Here is a 17,055-nt window from a genome sequence, read left to right as displayed (position 1 = left end):
AATGCTACAGGGCCTTGATGTCATTATCATATTACTTTATCTCACAGGAACTATCCTTATAGGATTAGCGCTTAGAAAAAGAGCGCAAAAAAGTAAGGATGATTATTTAATGGGTGGTAAAAGCCTGCCGTGGTATATGCTTGGGCTTTCAAATGCTTCAGGGATGTTTGATATTTCTGGAACCATGTGGCTGGTTACACTAACTTTTGTGTATGGATTTAAAAGTGTCTGGATTCCCTGGTTATGGCCTGTTTTTAATCAGGTCTTTCTAATGGTATATTTGTCGGTATGGCTTAGGCGATCTAATGTAACTACCGGTGCAGAATGGATATTATTTAGGTTTGGTAGTGGAAGAGGAGGGAGACTCTCGCATACGATTATAGTAATATTTGCCATACTTAGCTGTTTGGGCTTTTTAGCTTATGGATTCATTGGGTTGGGGAAATTTGTAGAGATATTTATTCCATGGGAGGTTGTTTCAGGCTATGTGCCTTTTAATGTACCGGCCACATATATACCTCATTTCTATGGAATAATTTTCACCATGTTTGCCGTTTTTTATTCGGTTTTAGGAGGGATGTCAGGTATTGTATGGACAGATCTTTTACAGTATACGGTAATGACCATTTCATCTATTGCCATCGCAGTAATTGCATGGCAGGCAATGGGCACCAATACATTGGATGTTCCAGACGGCTGGATGAACCCATTTTTTGGCTGGGAACTCAATATGGATTGGAGTGGGATTATAGATGAGGTTAACACAAAAGTCACTTCAGATGGGTATACGCTATTTAGTATTTTCTTTATGCTCATGCTATTCAAAGGAATTTTATCAAGCATAGCTGGTCCTGCTCCCAATTACGACATGCAGAAAATACTATCTACCAAATCGCCTTTAGAAGCGGCAAAAATGAGCGCATTTTCGATATTAGCACTCATCCCCACACGGTATTTAATGGTTGGAGGCTTTGGAGTCTTAGCTGTACTATTTTACGATCAATTAGATCTTACCACAGCAGGGGTCTTGGATTTTGAAAAAATACTGCCTGCCGCGATTGAACAATTTGTTCCTGTTGGCTTACTTGGATTATTGCTCGCAGGCTTATTAGCTGCCTTCATGTCAACATTTGCAGGAACTCTTAACGCTGCCCAGGCCTATCTCGTTAACGATATTTATCTCAAACACTATAACCCCCAGGCAGCACATTCCAAAGTGAAACTGATGAACTATGGAAGTGGAATTCTTGTTGTAATTATTAGTATAATTCTTGGTTTCTTCATTCAGGACGTCAACTCCATCCTTCAATGGATCGTTTCTGCATTGTATGGAAGTTATGTAGTATCCAACGTCCTCAAATGGCATTGGTGGAGATTCAATGGAACAGGTTACTTTTGGGGAATGCTGTCAGGAATGCTTCCTGCCATGATCTTTCCTATTTTCACAGATACCCTTGATTTATATTATTTCCCGATCATACTTTTAATTTCTATTGCGGGAAGTATCATTGGAACTTATTCTGCTCCACCTACAGAAGAAGAGGTTCTTAAAGATTTTTATAGACGTACAAAACCATGGGGCTTCTGGAAACCAATCTGTGAAAAAGTTAAGGCAGAAGATCCAGCTTTCGAAAGAAACAAGGCTTTTGGGCGTGATATGTTTAACGTAGTAATTGGAACTATTGCTCAGACACTTCTGGTAGTAGCTCCTCTTTATCTTATTCTGCACAAAAATTTACCATTACTGGTTTCACTTGCAGTTCTAGGTATTTGCATATTAATCCTCAAAAAGAACTGGTGGGATAAAATAAAAATTGAAAATAATATTAGAAGTAAATACTAATACAATGGATTTTACGCAAAAAAACAAAGACTCCGGGAAAATGGTTAATTATGACCGTTTATTGAAAAATCATACGGAATTGCTCGAAAGACCAAATTTCCCGGAGGAATATTCTAATGGAATATTTGAAAGATACACTAATCCGGTAGTGACTGCAAGACACACTCCGTTAGCCTGGAGATATGATTTTAATCCGGAAACGAATCCTTTCGGTCTTGAAAGAATTGGTATCAATGCCACATTCAACCCGGGAGCTATGAAGTGGCAGGGAAAATATATTCTTGCTGTTAGGGTTGAGGGAAATGATAGAAAATCATTTTTCGCGATGGCGGAAAGTCCAAATGGCGTAGATAACTTTAAATTCTGGGAAAAACCAGTGGTTATGCCCCAATACGGTGAGCCCGATACTAATGTTTATGACATGCGCCTAACTCAACATGAAGATGGGTGGGTCTATGGTATTTTTTGTACGGAAAGAAAAGATAAAATGACTGGAGATACTACCGCAGCTGTTGCCAATGCCGGAATAGCCAGGACAAAAGACCTTATAAACTGGGAGAGACTGCCAGACCTTATATCAAATTCCGGTCAACAGCGAAACGTGGTGATGCATCCCGAATTGGTAAATGGGAAGTATGCTCTTTATACCAGACCTCAGGACGGATTTATTGAAGTGGGAAGCGGTGGCGGAATTGGCCTTGGATTTATTAAGGATATCACCAATCCTGTGTTGGAAGATGAAAAGATCATCAATCAAAAGGTGTATCATACGATCTATGAAATGAAAAACGGTCTTGGCCCGGCTCCTATCAAAACGGAAGAAGGCTGGCTACATCTTGCTCATGGGGTACGGAACACTGCAGGAGGATTAAGATATACGCTATATCTATTCATGACCGATTTGGACGATATTTCTAAAGTTACTTATCAGCCTGCGGGTTATTTTATGGCTCCAAATTATGAAGAAACTGTGGGAGATGTTCCGAATGTCCTCTTCGGGAATGGATGGATAAAAGATGACGACGGCAAGATTTTTATTTATTACGCCTCTTCAGATACCAGGTCACATGTGGCGGTGTCTTCATTAAAGAGACTTTTGGATTATGTAAAAAACACTAAGCAGGATGAATTTACCTCTGCTGCTTCGGTTAAAAACATTCTGTGTCAAATAGAGAAAAATAAAAAGTTTAAAAATGACTGATCTCTCTTCCGATATAAAAACTGAGCTAAATGAAGAACTGAAAAATATCATTCAGTACTGGAAAGCAAATAGTGTGGATGAAAAACATGGCGGTTTTTTAGGAAAACGAGACCATTTTAATAAAGAAGTTCCTTACGCAAACAAAGGAGCTATTCTAAACACCAGATTGCTTTGGACTTTTTCAGCCATAGAAAATTTTCAAAAGGATGATTCTTGTCGGAAACTTGCTGAAAGAGCCTATGATTATTTAAAAAAGTATTTCTATGATGAGGAGTACAAAGGTATTTTCTGGGAATTAGATTATAAAGGAAATCCGGTTAACAGGAGAAAACAAATCTATGCTCAGGCCTTTGCAATTTATGCTTTAACAGAATACTATAAATTAACCAATGATAGGGACGCTTTAAACTGGGCTTACCACTTATTCGTATTAATAGAAACAACAGCCCGTGATCGGGAAAAAAATGGATATCTGGAAGCTTTTCAACAGGATTGGTCACCCATAGAAGACATGCGACTGAGTGAAAAAGATGATAATTCAGCGAAAACAATGAATACCCATCTTCATATTCTGGAAGCCTATACCAATCTTTTTCTTGTTACTGAAGATACTTCCGTAAAAGGAGCATTAATAAACCTAATAGAGTTATTCCTCGAAAAATTCCTGGATACCGAAAACAAGCATTTTCAATTGTTCTTTAATACTAACTGGCAACGAGCGAACAACAACGTTTCTTACGGCCATGATATTGAGGCAGTTTGGCTAATTATTGAAGCCTGCAAAGCTGTTGGAAGTAAAAAATTCCTTGAGAAAGCCGAAATAGTGGCGATTGAAGTAGCTGAGGTTTTTCTTAAAGAGGCCTATGTCCCGAATGCGGGAGTGATTAACGAAAAAGATCTGGATTCCGGTGAAGTAGATAAAGATAGACATTGGTGGCCCCAGGTAGAGGCGATGGTAGGCCTGGAGTATGCTTTTAATATTTCTGGTGAGAAGAAATTTCTACTGGCCAAAGAAGATATCTGGGAATACACTAAACAGCATATTAAAGATCATGCCCACGGAGAATGGTATTTCCGGGTAGATAAGAATAATAATCCCTACGAAACTGAAGATAAATTAAGCATGTGGAAAGCTCCTTACCACAATTCAAGAGCCTGTATGATGCTGCTAAAAAACTAAAACAATGAAAAAACATCTATTCCTATTCGTTTTCGTATCGGGTATTTTTCTTTCCGGTTGTTCCAAGGATGAAATTATAGAAAAACCTGTACCAACGCCACCAGAAACCGGCGAGAATCCAGAGGAAATTCCTGAAGAAACTCCAGATGAAGCATTATCAATAAATTTTTTTCCATCAGAAACTCCTGCTTTTATGGTGGATGCTGGTGCTACTGCTGAAACCGTTGCTCTATTTTATAACCTAAAAGCAATTTCCTATTCCAAATTTATTGTTGGGCAACAGGATGCATTTTCTTCATTTTATAATAATAATGACGGTTTTTCTGATATGAAAAAACTAACTGGTAGCGATCCTGGAATGCTTGGCTCAGATTTTATGTTTATTACAGACGATCAAAATAACGGCGAAGCCAATAACTGGTTCTACCAACAGGAACAGCTTATCAAGGAAAAGACGATAGAAGCCTATGATAAAGGTATGGTGAATATATTCTGCTGGCATTTAAGGGAACCTTATGAGGGTGATGATTTTTACACTTCGGAAATGACAGCTTTCCAAAAGGAAAATGCCTTTAAAAGTATCCTTCCGGGAGGAGCAAATCATGATTACTATAAACAAAAGCTTCAGAAAGTAGCAGAATTCGCAAAGGGCCTTAAAGGCACAGATGGAAGTGTGATCCCCATAATATTCAGACCATTCCATGAATTTGACAAAGACTTTTTCTGGTGGGGAGCTCCCTATAGTACGCCACAGGAATTTATTTCCCTATGGAGGTTTACCGTGGAATATTTAAGAGATGATCTTGGGGTTAATAATATTCTTTATGCTTTTTCTCCGGATAACAGCTATTCTACCACCACATCCTATCTTCAAAGATATCCAGGTGATGAATATGTAGATATTGTGGGCATGGATAATTACGGAGATCTTGCCAATCAACAAGGTGCCAATCTTGCAGCTGCTAACCAGAAACTGAAAGTCGTTTCAGATCTGGCAGAAGAAAGGGTTAAAATACCTGGTTTTACTGAAACTGGATATTTTGTAAGTTCCGGAACTACTCTGGCTTCTAATTTTTATTCTAATAATCTTTATCAGGTTTTAACCGATAATGAGATCAATATTGGTTTTATGATGTTCTGGCAAAATTCTGCCGATTCCTATACCGTTCCAGCTCCGGGAACAGATGGCGCCGCTGATTTTATGGATTTTGTGGAAAAGGATAAAACCTGGCTATTAGATGATATGCCAAATATTTATGACCTCCCTGAAGATAATAACGCCTAGAATGAAAATATTCAAGATCTTTTTTTCCATCTTTTCCCTGGTACTAATTTCCTGTGGAGGAATACAGGAAGTCACTGTTAAAGATGGAAAATTCTTAAAAGGTAACAAGCCTTATTATTTTGTAGGAGCTAATTACTGGTATGGTCCGCTCATCGCTGCTAGCAATATTGGCGATAGAGATCGACTTATTAAAGAGCTGGACCTGATGGATAGCCTCGGAATTGACAATCTCAGGATCCTTGTAGGAGCTGAAGGCGGCAACGAGGACTTCCAGGTGAAACCAGCTTTACAGCCGGAACAGGGTAAATATAATCAGGATCTTTTGAACGGTTTGGATTTTCTTCTTGCGGAAATGGCTAAAAGAGAAATGTACGCCGTCCTGTACTTAAATAATAACTGGATATGGTCTGGTGGGATGTCAGCCTACCTTAATTGGAATGGATATGGTGAAGTCGCTAATCCTTTTCTTGAAAAATATAGCTGGCCAGATTATTTTGAATATACCCAGCAGTTCCATACCTGTAAGCCCTGCAGGGAAGCTTTTAAAGATCATATACGCTTTATTGTTGGAAGAACCAATGCTTATAATGGCAAGAAATATACTGAAGACAATATCATCATGTCCTGGCAGGTGGCGAATGAACCTCGCATATTTACTGAAGAAGACCGGGAACCTTTTAAAGACTGGTTAAATGAAGTGGTAAGCATTTTAGAAGAACTGGATCCTGATACATTGATTTCGACCGGTGCTGAAGGGAAAGCAAGTTACCTTCAGGAAATTGAAACTTATAAAATTCTACATGAAAATCCTGATATAGATTATTTAACCATGCATATGTGGCCCAAAAACTGGCAATGGTATTCTCCGGAAAATGAAGTAGAAACACTTCAAACATCTATCGGAAATGCAAAAGAGTATATTCAGGAGCATATTAAGGTAGCTGAAGATCTCAACAAACCCATCGTTATATCTGAATTTGGATTTCCAAGAGCCAAAGAGAGTTTATCGCCTGAAGCTTCTGTGAAGAATCGCAATGATTTTTATGAGGCGCTTTTCTTGGAACTAAAGCAGAGTTTTGAAAACAAAGGAGTGCTAGCCGGAGTGAATTTTTGGGGCTTTGGTGGTTTTGCAAAAACAAATCCTATCACCGGGAAATGGGAGAAAGGTGACGATTTTAGTGCAGACCCTCCTCAGGAACCTCAGGGGCTGAATACTGTTTTTTCCTCAGATAAATCTACGCTGCAAATAATCAAAAAATATAATAAAATTGTTAATCCAGAAGCGGTAGAATAGATGACAAAAAGTAGAAATAATTCGTTGGTTTTCTTTTTTTCTTTGGAAAAGCCAAGGCTCTTTGTTTTGCTTATATTCTTAATGTTTCCACAGTTTTATTTTTACTCTCAGGAAATGCCTTTTTTGAAGGTTAGTAATGACCAGCATTTCCTGGAAACTGAATCTGGCGAACCTTTCTTCTGGATGGGTGATACTGCATGGGAGTTAGTACATCGCCTGGATAAGGAAGAAGTTTTAATCTACTTAAAGGATCGCCGGGAGAAAGGTTTTTCTGTTATTCAAACGGTGATTTTAGCTGAGCAGGAGGGGTTGAATGTTCCTAATGCTTATGGGGAGAAACCACTTTTGAAAAATGATCCTGGCCATCTGAATGAGAAGTACTTTGAACACCTGGATTTTGTTCTAAACGAAGCTGAAAAAAGCGGACTTTATGTAGGGCTATTACCGGCGTGGGGCGACAAATTTAATAAAAAATGGGGAGTTGCTCCCGAAATCCTTACTCCGGAAAATGCCGAAGTCTATGGAGAATTACTGGGGAAAAGATATAAGCGCTACCCAAATATTATCTGGATCTTGGGAGGTGACAGGATTCCAGAAACTACAGAACATTATAAAATAATACAAAGCCTGGCTCGAGGTATAAAGAAGACAGATAATAATCACTTATTAAGTTACCATCCTTCGGGCGCGGAAATAGCTTCAGATTATTTTGAGGAGGACTGGTTGGATATTGATATGTTTCAAAGTGAGCATTCCAGCCTTGCAAAAAAATATAAATACGTTTTAAAAGAGGCAAATAAACAAACTGTTCGCCCTGTGGTGAATGGGGAAGCCCGTTATGAGGATATACCCGACCGTTTTTGGAAAGATGATTATTTCGGTCGCTTAAACGAGGCCGATGTGAGAATTTCAGCTTATTGGAGCATGCTTGCTGGTGCTGCTGGTTATACTTATGGCAGTAACGATGTTTGGCAAATGTACTCCAATGAAAGAACTGCTATAATTGATGCGCAGATAGGTTGGAAAAAAGCCCTACAACTTCCAGGAGCGGAGCAAATGAAATTTATGAAGGAGTTTTTTACATCTCTGGAATGGCAGAAAATGAGCTACGCTCCCGGACTAATTTTAAGTGAGAATCCAGAAGACACAGCTTATATCATTGCCGCAAAAGCATCGGAATTTGCTCTTTTTTACACCCCTGAAGGAAGATCGTTCAAAGCTAATTTGCAGCAAGTGAATTTTCAAAAAATTAAAGCTTATTGGTTCAATCCGCGCACAGGTGTTTTGGAAAAAATTCAGAAATCAAAGATTCTCAAAAGTGATATTTTTGAACCACCCTCTTCAGGGAAGGGCAGAGACTGTCTGCTTGCATTACTTCCAAAAGCAAACACTTTTAATTTGAATAAAATTCCGTAAAATGAGAAAAAAACTACTGTTATTTCTGCTGTTAAGTTCAGGGATTCTTCTAAGCAGTTTTTCTATTAAAAAAGATCTTAAGATGATAAATAATGATTCTACTAAAGACAGTACCGATGTTAAAGTAGATTCTCTTTTAACTATTATGACCCTGGAAGAAAAAGTGGGTCAGATGAATCAATATAACGGGTTTTGGGATGTAACCGGCCCTTCTCCAGAAGGTGGAAATGCCGAAAAGAAATATGACGACCTTCGAAAAGGAAGAGTTGGGTCCATGCTTACGGTAAGAGGTACAGATCAGGTAAGAGCAGTGCAAAAAATAGTGGTTGAAGAAAGCCGTTTGGGAATTCCGTTGATTATAGGATTTGATGTGATTCACGGCTATAAAACCTTAAGTCCAATTCCGCTAGCCGAAGCGGCAAGTTGGGATTTGGAAGCTATTAAAATATCAGCATCGGTAGCAGCGGCTGAAGCGGCTGCATCGGGTATCAACTGGACTTTTGCTCCTATGGTTGATATTTCACGAGATCCGCGCTGGGGTCGTGTGATGGAAGGTGCCGGGGAAGATCCTTTCCTGGGAAGTGCCATAGCCAGAGCCAGGGTTCGTGGTTTTCAGGGAGACGACCTCTCCGCAGTAAATACAATCGCTGCGACGGCCAAACACTTTGCTGCTTATGGTTTTGCCGAGGCTGGCCGGGAATATAATAAAGCCGACATAGGAACGGTAACCCTTCATAATATCGTATTACCTCCTTTTAAAGCTGCTGAAGAAGCAGGTGTCAAAACTTTTATGAATGGTTTTAATGAATTGAACGGAATTCCGGTCACCGGAAACGAGTTTCTTTTACGGGATATTCTTAAAGAGAAATGGAACTTTGAGGGATTCGTGATTTCAGATTGGGCTTCTATTGGAGAAATGGTTACTCACGGTTATGCAAAAGATATGGCCCATGCGGCTGAAATTGCTGTAAAAGCAGGGGTTGATATGGACATGGAATCTTCTTCTTATGTAGATGAACTCGTGGAATTAGTAAAAGCTGGCCACGTAGATGAAGCATTGGTAGATGATGCGGTTCGAAGAATCCTTCGGGTGAAATTTGAATTAGGCCTGTTTGATGATCCCTATAAATACTGTGATCCTGAAAGGGAGAAAACTGTCATTGGCAGCAAGGAAAATCAGGAGGCTGTTCTGGATATTGCTAAAAAATCTATCGTTCTTTTAAAGAATGAAAACAATCTATTGCCCTTAAAAAAGACTGGTCAGAAAATAGCGGTAATTGGTCCGCTGGCAGATGATAATAATAGTGTATTGGGAAGCTGGCGTATCGCTTCTGAAGATAATAGCGGAATTTCGATACTGGAAGGTTTAAAGCAATACTCGGGAAATGAACTCTTATTTGAAAAAGGAGCAGAACTGCTTACCAAGAAGCCTACGTTTATCAATGAACTGGAATTTAATACCACCGATAAAAGCGGATTTGAAAAGGCAATAACTGTCGCTAAAAATTCAGATGTGGTAATCCTTGTATTGGGAGAACACGGTTTCCAGAGCGGAGAAGGTCGTAGTCGTACAGCTCTCGATTTACCAGGCGTTCAGCAGGAACTGATGGAGAAAATTTATGAAGCCAACAAAAACGTAATATTGGTTCTCAATAATGGAAGACCTTTAGTGCTCAACTGGGCCTCAGAGAATATCCCCGCAATCGTGGAAGCCTGGCATTTGGGAACTCAAACAGGAAATGCGGTCGCTCAGGTGCTGTATGGAGATTATAATCCTAGTGGGAAATTACCTATGACCTTCCCCAGAAGTGTGGGGCAAATACCTATCTACTACAATCATAAGAATACCGGAAGACCAGTAGATCCTCAACCCGGTGATAATATGGTGTTCTGGTCGCATTATATCGATGAAGAAAGTTCTCCACTCTACCCGTTTGGCTTCGGATTAAGCTATACATCTTTCAATTATTCAAATCTCAAAGTAGAGAATAGCTTTGCTGTAAATCAAGAAGTAAAAGTGAGTGTAGAACTCAGTAATACCGGTGATTATGACGGTAAAGAGGTGGTGCAATTATACATTAGGGATCTTTTTGCAAAAGTAGTAAGACCGGTTAGAGAGCTCAAAGGTTTCCAATTGGTAGAGTTGAAAAAAGGTGAATCTAAAACTGTAAACTTCAGTCTTACTGAAAAAGAACTGGGGTATTATGACCAAAATGGTGATTTTATCGTCGAGCCTGGAGATTTTGAAATCTTTGTGGGTACAAACTCAAATGCGAGTCTTAAAACAAATTTTAGCCTTCAGCAATAATTATTCAATTTCTATAGTAAAACTGGAAGAGGGTAATCCTGCATCGTTGGAAATATTAGGAATACCGGTATTTGTCCAGGAATAGCGAACGAAAACCGGGTCTTTCAGTTTTCCTTTTTTAAGGACGATCTGCTCATCTTTAATTCGGAAATCTACGGGGTGAAATTCTTTATCTTCTCCGGCAATTTCAAACTGACTAGCTTTATTATGTGTGTTAACTTGTAAACCTTCTGAATGGTTGAAGCTTAGAATAATGTTATTTTTTTGAATCACAGCCTTTTCAATTATGGGAGCATAGGCTTTCACCTCTTTTTTGAATTTATCGGCCAGCACAAGATTAGCAAATCGAATACCAACTTCCTTCTTATTTTTAGGATGAATGTCATCGATATTTCCAATATCACCTGTCATCACCATTCCCGTATGAGGCAGTTTTAAAGCCTTTCGTTGCGCATCTCTTATCTTGACTCCGGAAAATTCGGTTTCGTAATTAAATGGTGCTATTTGGGCAAAATAGAAAGGCAATTCGTCCTGGAATTGAGCTCTCCAACTTTTTATAAGCGCGCTAAAAACTTCTTCATAATAATCGGCATTTGCTGTATTCGATTCCCCCTGATACCATAAAATGCCTGAAAATTTAAATTGTTTGAAAGGATTTACCATTGCATTATAAATCAAACCCGGCTTGCTTGGTCCCCATTCCGTTTCCGGAAGAAGATCTGCAGCTTTGGTTAAAGTGCTGTCATTTTTGATCGTACTAATCGGCATCCAGGGCTCGGCAGGAGTGCCTCCCCAGGTTGCATTTACCAAACCTACCGGAACGTCCAGTTCTTTACTCAGTTTCTGGGCAAAAAAGTAGGCCACAGCACTAAAATTTTTCATCGTTTCCGGAGAACTTTCGCTCCACTCACCTCTTAGATCATTTTGAGGATACTGTGCCGTGCGATGATTCACGGTAAAAAACCTAATATTACTGTTTTCCGAATTTTTTATAGCCTCTTCTCCACCTTCAATACCAGCACCCGCAGTCCATTCCATATTAGATTGTCCGGAAATTAACCAGACTTCGCCCATCAAAACATTTTTCAGTATCACTTCGGTGTAACCCTTGATGCTTATGGTTTGGCTTCCCCGCTCTTCGTTTGTTGGAATTAAAGCCTGCCAATTACCATTACTATCTGGCTTTACCTTGAAATTTTCTTGACTCCAGCTTACACTAATTTGAATTTCCTCTCCCGGTTTGGCCCAGCCCCAAATTTTTACTTCGGCATTACGTTGAAGCACCATATTATCACCAAATATTGCAGGTAAACTTACATTTGAGTAGATAAATCCCGGGATTAATATTACTGCAAAAAGGAGATTAGAAAATTTAGGTTTCATATAATAATTTAAATTATTCGTTTTTCAGAACCTTCTCCAGAAAGGGAGTTAGCTGATCGGCCATTTTCTTATGATCCTCAATATCAGGATGACCGCCACAACCGTTCGGTTTCATTTGTTCGAATTCAAAGACAAAAACCGGTTTATCGGTAAAATGATCTCTCACTTTCTGAAGACTTTCCAGCAAAATAGCCTGTTCATTTTCACCAATCATTGGGCTGGTAAGCAGCGTAATTTTAGTTTCAGGAAACTTCTGAAATATCTTTTCTACAAAGCCAATATAATTTTCTACAAATTTCTCCTGACTAAAGTCGCTTCTTTCCTTTTCCCCATCACCTAACGAGAGATCATTAGTCCCCAGTGCTATAGAAACCAGATCTGGTTTTCTATCTATACTTACTGTTTTGGAGGAATCGGCATTTAGCCTGAGATTATGATAAACCTCGGGCATTACCGGCTGGTCTTCATCATTCCAGTTTCGGTACATTCCCATCCCTGAAACACAGCTTAGCCGAAAATTGGCTTCTAAAGTTCTTGCTGCTCTTGGGCCATATGCCAGGTAAGCGTTATGCTGATCGTACCATTCTGCGGTATCACATGGAATTTCTTCTCTTTGAGCACCCATTCCGCACGTGATGCTATTACCAATAAATTCAATTAAGGGTTTTTCTTCCGCTTTCGCTTCCAATAAATTTTCCGCCAGGATTTTATTGAAGATAATATCGCCTGTGGTGGCCTCAGTAGCTTTATAAATTTTTATGTTTGAGGTATCAGATGATGATAATTTGAGTCCAATGGGATTTCTATCAACGAGAAACCTGCCTTTATAGTCTTCATTTACCTCAATCGCGACATAGGAGTGATCCTGATTTTCATTAGAAATAAAAAAGGTGCAGCTGTCTCCTACAACTTTCATTTTAGCATACGAACCGGAACTTATGAGAGCGACCGCAGAGTCGTTTAGCTGATCGGTTCTGCCTTCATATAAAATAGCAGAATTCCCGGCTAAAAAATATTCAGAAACTTTCTTTTCTGTCTTACAACTTAGTGTTAGAGTCGTTAAAATAATTAAGGCAAAATAACTGAACTTCATAAATTGATTGTTTAGACTAAGGTAATTATCTCCTGCCTTAATTTGTACACTTATTTTTTCAAAGACTTATCATATTATAACAACCTAAACGTTAAGTTTTGTTTTAATTAAATTAAACGAGAGCAAAAAGATTTAATATTAAATGATTATTTTTAATCCAGATTTATTGAATCGGTGAGTTAAAAATTCGCAGATCGTCAACAATCAAGAGATTAGCATTGGGAAAGCCTATAAATACTAGGCTGCAAAGCTAGGGTGTATAGCCCTGGTGAGGCTACAACTTCTTCATATAAACTCGGGTCCATTGTTTTCAATTGATTCTAATATTTCACATCAGAATTATATTTGCAAAATATATATTTTAGAAGATATGCTATTTGCTAATTTATATACAGCTAACTAACTGGTGTCTAAAGTCATCTGTCTGATTAATCTGCACTTAATCGAAATTATTGCAAAGTGTTAAATTGTTTATAAGTCGGATTAACGCAGTAAATATCAACCATTCGAAATTTTATGCCTGTTAATATCCTCTTCATTTAAATCGACAATTACCTTGTAATCAGTCTATTATATCAGTAAATTAAGCTATCCAAATAACCCTACCTGGACAGAACGTATTATTAACCAGTAGTGCCCTATTTGCTACATAGTATTCATGCTATGAAACCAACCGTAGTTGCAAGTCTTCAGGACGAAGTTAAAATTGATAAACAGGTTCAGTATTTATCTGTTCTAACCAAAGTTCTTTTTTCAATCGCAATTAGTCTTCTCGTGTTTCTTATTACTTCAAGTACGTATGCAGATGCTACTTTGATAAAACAGGAACAGATCTTTAAGGAATCAAAGGTAAGGGCGTCGCCTAAGCTCAGTCCGCCAGTTCCTTACTAAAAAAGCTATTTAGTTTTAGAAATCTCAGCTCAAATTTCGGGAGTAAGATTCGTATTTTTAAAAAAAATTATGAAACTTACTCCAAAAGCCCTCATTTTCGATGTAAATGAAACCCTTCTTGATCTGTCTCCGTTAAAGGAAAGCATCAATAAAGCTCTGGGTATTGAATATGCGGCTGATATCTGGTTTGCTGAACTTTTACAGTATTCATTGGTATAAACGGTAAGTGATTCCTATCACAACTTTAGCCAAATAGCACAGGAGGTATTAAGAATGAACGCCTTAAAATATGATTTAGATCTTTCCGAAGAAGAATTACAGAAAACCTTGAAACCCATCACCAGTCTTAAAGCATATCCAGATGTGATGCCAGGTTTAGAGGATTTAAAAAGTTCAGGATTTAAATTAATAGCTTACAGCAACGGTAAACCAGATGTACTTCGAAAACAACTGGAATTCGCTGAAATTGATCATTTCTTCGACCATATTGAAAGCGTTGAGAATGTGAAGAAATACAAACCTCATCTTGATAGCTACCAATACATTGTAGACGCTTCCGAAGTAAATAAAAGCGATTGTATGATGGTTGCAGCTCATGGCTGGGATATAGCAGGAGCAGGAAGGGCTGGATTGCAAACAGCTTTCGTGCGCAGGCCTGGGAAATTTCCATTTAAGCTGGCGAAAGATCCTGATCTCGTGGTAGAAACTATAGAACAACTGGCAAAAGAATTATAATAAAAAAGCCACACTGTTAGGTGTGGCTTAAAATTTATAGTATCGAGTACTAGAAGTCAAAGTTTACGGTGAAGTTCAAACGACCTCCTTCGTCTCCAACGTAGTAGCCTATATTTCCGGTAAAGGCTTTGAAAGCGTTGATGAAAATCGATCCACCCACATTAGAATGCCATTCATTACTATCATCTTCATCTACCCATACTCTACCGTAATCATAACCAATGCTGGCTCCCATACGAATTGGGATAAAATTAGTTCTGAATTGAGCGATCCCACTTCGAATATCAATATTCTGATAGAATGCATATTTACCATTAAAACGTTCATTACGATAACCTCTTAGCGTATTTCTATTTCCACCGCCAAGTGTCGCCGCATGATAGAATTCGTACTCATCGCCCAGGATCGCTTCACCACCAATTTTTGTCGCAATAGCCGCGAAACCACTTTCGTGTAACGGATAATTTAAAGATAGCATAGGTCTCACGTAAGCGAATTTATTATCAAATTCATCAATATTACTTTTATAACCTGCGGTAAGATCTACTTCAATCCCTCTTGATGGAAAGGCTGCTCTATCCTTATTATAATAATTGTAATTCAACTCTGCACCAGCATATAGTTGTTCTTCGAAAACATCATTATCCGGCTCAAAAGTTTCGGCTACAATTCTATTTGCATCGTAAGAAACCTGCTTGGATTCGATCATAGGTTTAATACTGAAGAATACATTGTTGTTCTTTCTATAAATAAGTGAGGGCGCAAGTCTCCATTGTTCAATTTTCACCCGGTTAAAATCTCTGGAAACATCGTCGTCATCATACTCTGTATCGTTTCCTGTTCCAAAATAGTTAATTACGAAATTCGGACTCGAATAATAAGCATCTACTCCTAAATTCCATTTGTAGAACACGTTTGCGAATTCACCATAGTAACCAACATCAAATCCCTGGGTCGCAAAATAGTAATTTGCAGAGAGATTATGTTGCGATGTAAAAGGATTACGAACCAGACCATAGGTAGTAAAGGTGTTTTTAACTCCTAAACTAAATCCCTGGTCAGAATTAAAGTCGGCACTAGGAAAAAAGGTGAATTGGTTACTTTTTCTCTTCTTAGGATCGTAGTTGTTAATATCATAAGAATCTACAAGCATTTTATTGGCGCCTGAAGATTTTATCGTGTTATCCTTACTCTTATAATCGTAAAGTTTCGCCTTTCTTGTATTCTGAAAGTCGTAGATATCATTCTCTTCGCCACCTATAACTTTTAGTTTTACCAGAGAAGAACCTTCGCCTATGATCTTAAATTCATCATCGCCATCTAGTCCATAGATCCAAACTTCTTTGGTTTCGTCGCTGTTGTAAGTTTTTTGAGCAACTACTTTCCCATCTTCATTGGTGAGCTCTATTTGCGTAACACCGTCAGGTTTACGAGTAATAAGGAAAACATCATCATCTTCAGTTCCAAGGAAAATATCAAATTTCACCAGGTAATCGTAGTATTCGCGTGCGATCTCCATCATATTCCCTCTTCTTACCTCAAGAGTGCTTTTGATGTCCTTTACATATTCATCATCTGCTATATCTGCAGGTAATACATCGAAAGCTTCCTGAATAACTTCATCTGTAAGTGTATTCTGAAGATATTCAGCCTGTTCCTTCCAGGTATTCCAGTTATTATCTCTAATTACGGCTTTATCTAGTGGATATCCAGCATGATTAAACCATTTTGGTCTTTTCACAGTTTCTGTAAAAGGTTCCATCGCTCTAATTTGAGGGAAACCTACTCGAAGTAAGGATAGTATAAAACCGTCTGTTTTTGAAAATACCTGGTCACGGTCCTTTGCGATAGGCACATATCTTTTCTTACCTTCTTCATCCTCGAATTCTGCCCATTCGTATTGTCCTTCATGTCTATCCCAGTCACCCAGGAACATGTCGAGAAGCCTTGCTCTAATGTAGATCTCTTCGTCTACATAAGCCTCTTTTGATTCCTGCATTTCCAGAAGTAGATCTGATGAGTTCAGAATATCTTCAGCTCCATCAAAAATTGGTAGATCTTTATTTTCTCCTCCAATATGTGCTTCGAACATATATAGTTCGTCACCATATTCCTCATTATAAACTCCAAGTGCTTCCTGCTTCGGAACATAGTAAAGTTCAGAATTCGGGTGGAAAATATTTAATTCGTCCATGAATTTTCCTGCCGGGAAAGTACCGTAAGGAAAAGCTGTAGTGTAAAAATCCTGTACATATCGCTCAGCTACCGTGTTTTCTAAATAATCTTCTACATAGTGATTTGTGATCACGGTAGTTTGTAAAAACTGAAGTGCGCTTTTCTTCAAAGCTCTCATGGTGTATTCGTGACCATCGTCATCTATAAAACCAAGCGATCTTGATTGATGTCCACCTCCGGCACCCAGTACT

General features: G+C 38.6%; 12 protein-coding genes and 1 pseudogene. 10 read left to right on the top strand and 3 right to left on the bottom strand.

Features of this window, described 5'->3' with window-relative positions; genetic code table 11:
• Position 1: 1 nt before the first annotated feature.
• The 7 genes from QZ620_RS00985 (at position 2) to bglX (ending at position 10,527) form a co-directional block, all read left to right on the top strand.
• Positions 2 to 1,843 carry a sodium:solute symporter family protein gene (locus QZ620_RS00985; protein ID WP_295178119.1) on the top strand — a complete coding sequence of 614 codons (1,842 nt, stop codon included), beginning with the start codon at positions 2 to 4 and terminating at the stop codon, positions 1,841 to 1,843.
• A gap of 40 nt (positions 1,844 to 1,883) precedes the next feature.
• Positions 1,884 to 3,044 (top strand): glycosidase, encoded by a 1,161-nt coding sequence (locus QZ620_RS00980; RefSeq protein WP_295178177.1) that lies wholly within the window; start codon positions 1,884 to 1,886, stop codon positions 3,042 to 3,044.
• Positions 3,037 to 4,224 (top strand): AGE family epimerase/isomerase, encoded by a 1,188-nt coding sequence (locus tag QZ620_RS00975; protein WP_295178116.1) that lies wholly within the window; start codon positions 3,037 to 3,039, stop codon positions 4,222 to 4,224. The genes QZ620_RS00980 and QZ620_RS00975 overlap by 8 nt, the downstream gene beginning before the upstream one ends.
• Positions 4,225 to 4,228: 4 nt before the next feature.
• Entirely contained in the window at positions 4,229 to 5,509 is a 1,281-nt protein-coding gene (locus QZ620_RS00970; protein ID WP_295178114.1) for a glycoside hydrolase family 26 protein, read from the top strand.
• Between the two features lies 1 nt (position 5,510).
• Positions 5,511 to 6,803, top strand: coding sequence for a cellulase family glycosylhydrolase (locus tag QZ620_RS00965; protein WP_295178112.1), 1,293 nt, complete (start codon positions 5,511 to 5,513; stop codon positions 6,801 to 6,803).
• A gap of 123 nt (positions 6,804 to 6,926) precedes the next feature.
• The gene (locus QZ620_RS00960; RefSeq protein ID WP_295178110.1) at positions 6,927 to 8,219 is read left to right on the top strand and encodes a glycoside hydrolase family 140 protein; all 1,293 of its coding nucleotides are present in this window, start codon (positions 6,927 to 6,929) and stop codon (positions 8,217 to 8,219) included.
• Between the two features lies 1 nt (position 8,220).
• Entirely contained in the window at positions 8,221 to 10,527 is a 2,307-nt protein-coding gene (bglX, locus tag QZ620_RS00955) for a beta-glucosidase BglX (protein ID WP_295178108.1), read from the top strand.
• Here the strand turns inward: bglX and QZ620_RS00950 are convergent, their stop codons facing one another.
• Positions 10,528 to 11,910: a sialate O-acetylesterase gene (locus QZ620_RS00950; RefSeq protein ID WP_295178106.1), complete on the bottom strand. Its 1,383-nt coding sequence runs from the start codon at positions 11,908 to 11,910 to the stop codon at positions 10,528 to 10,530.
• Between the two features lie 13 nt (positions 11,911 to 11,923).
• Positions 11,924 to 13,003, bottom strand: coding sequence for an SGNH/GDSL hydrolase family protein (locus tag QZ620_RS00945; RefSeq protein WP_295178105.1), 1,080 nt, complete (start codon positions 13,001 to 13,003; stop codon positions 11,924 to 11,926).
• A gap of 663 nt (positions 13,004 to 13,666) precedes the next feature.
• Here QZ620_RS00945 and QZ620_RS00940 point away from each other — a divergent pair.
• The 3 genes and pseudogenes from QZ620_RS00940 to QZ620_RS00930 all read left to right on the top strand — a co-directional run.
• Positions 13,667 to 13,894 (top strand): hypothetical protein, encoded by a 228-nt coding sequence (locus tag QZ620_RS00940; RefSeq protein WP_295178103.1) that lies wholly within the window; start codon positions 13,667 to 13,669, stop codon positions 13,892 to 13,894.
• A gap of 69 nt (positions 13,895 to 13,963) precedes the next feature.
• Positions 13,964 to 14,113 carry a hypothetical protein gene (locus tag QZ620_RS00935; RefSeq protein WP_295178102.1) on the top strand — a complete coding sequence of 50 codons (150 nt, stop codon included), beginning with the start codon at positions 13,964 to 13,966 and terminating at the stop codon, positions 14,111 to 14,113.
• Positions 14,114 to 14,131: 18 nt separating this feature from the next.
• Positions 14,132 to 14,629: pseudogene (locus QZ620_RS00930) on the top strand (haloacid dehalogenase type II); the annotation flags it as partial.
• Positions 14,630 to 14,678: 49 nt separating this feature from the next.
• On the opposite strand, the gene QZ620_RS00925 reads toward QZ620_RS00930, so the two are convergent.
• The coding region (locus tag QZ620_RS00925) for a metallophosphatase (RefSeq protein ID WP_295178100.1) at positions 14,679 to 17,055 on the bottom strand (2,377 nt) is incomplete at its 5' end.

Source organism: uncultured Christiangramia sp., assembly GCF_913046405.1.
Lineage (GTDB): Bacteria > Bacteroidota > Bacteroidia > Flavobacteriales > Flavobacteriaceae > Christiangramia > Christiangramia marina.
This window is presented reverse-complemented; position numbering and strand designations above follow the sequence as displayed.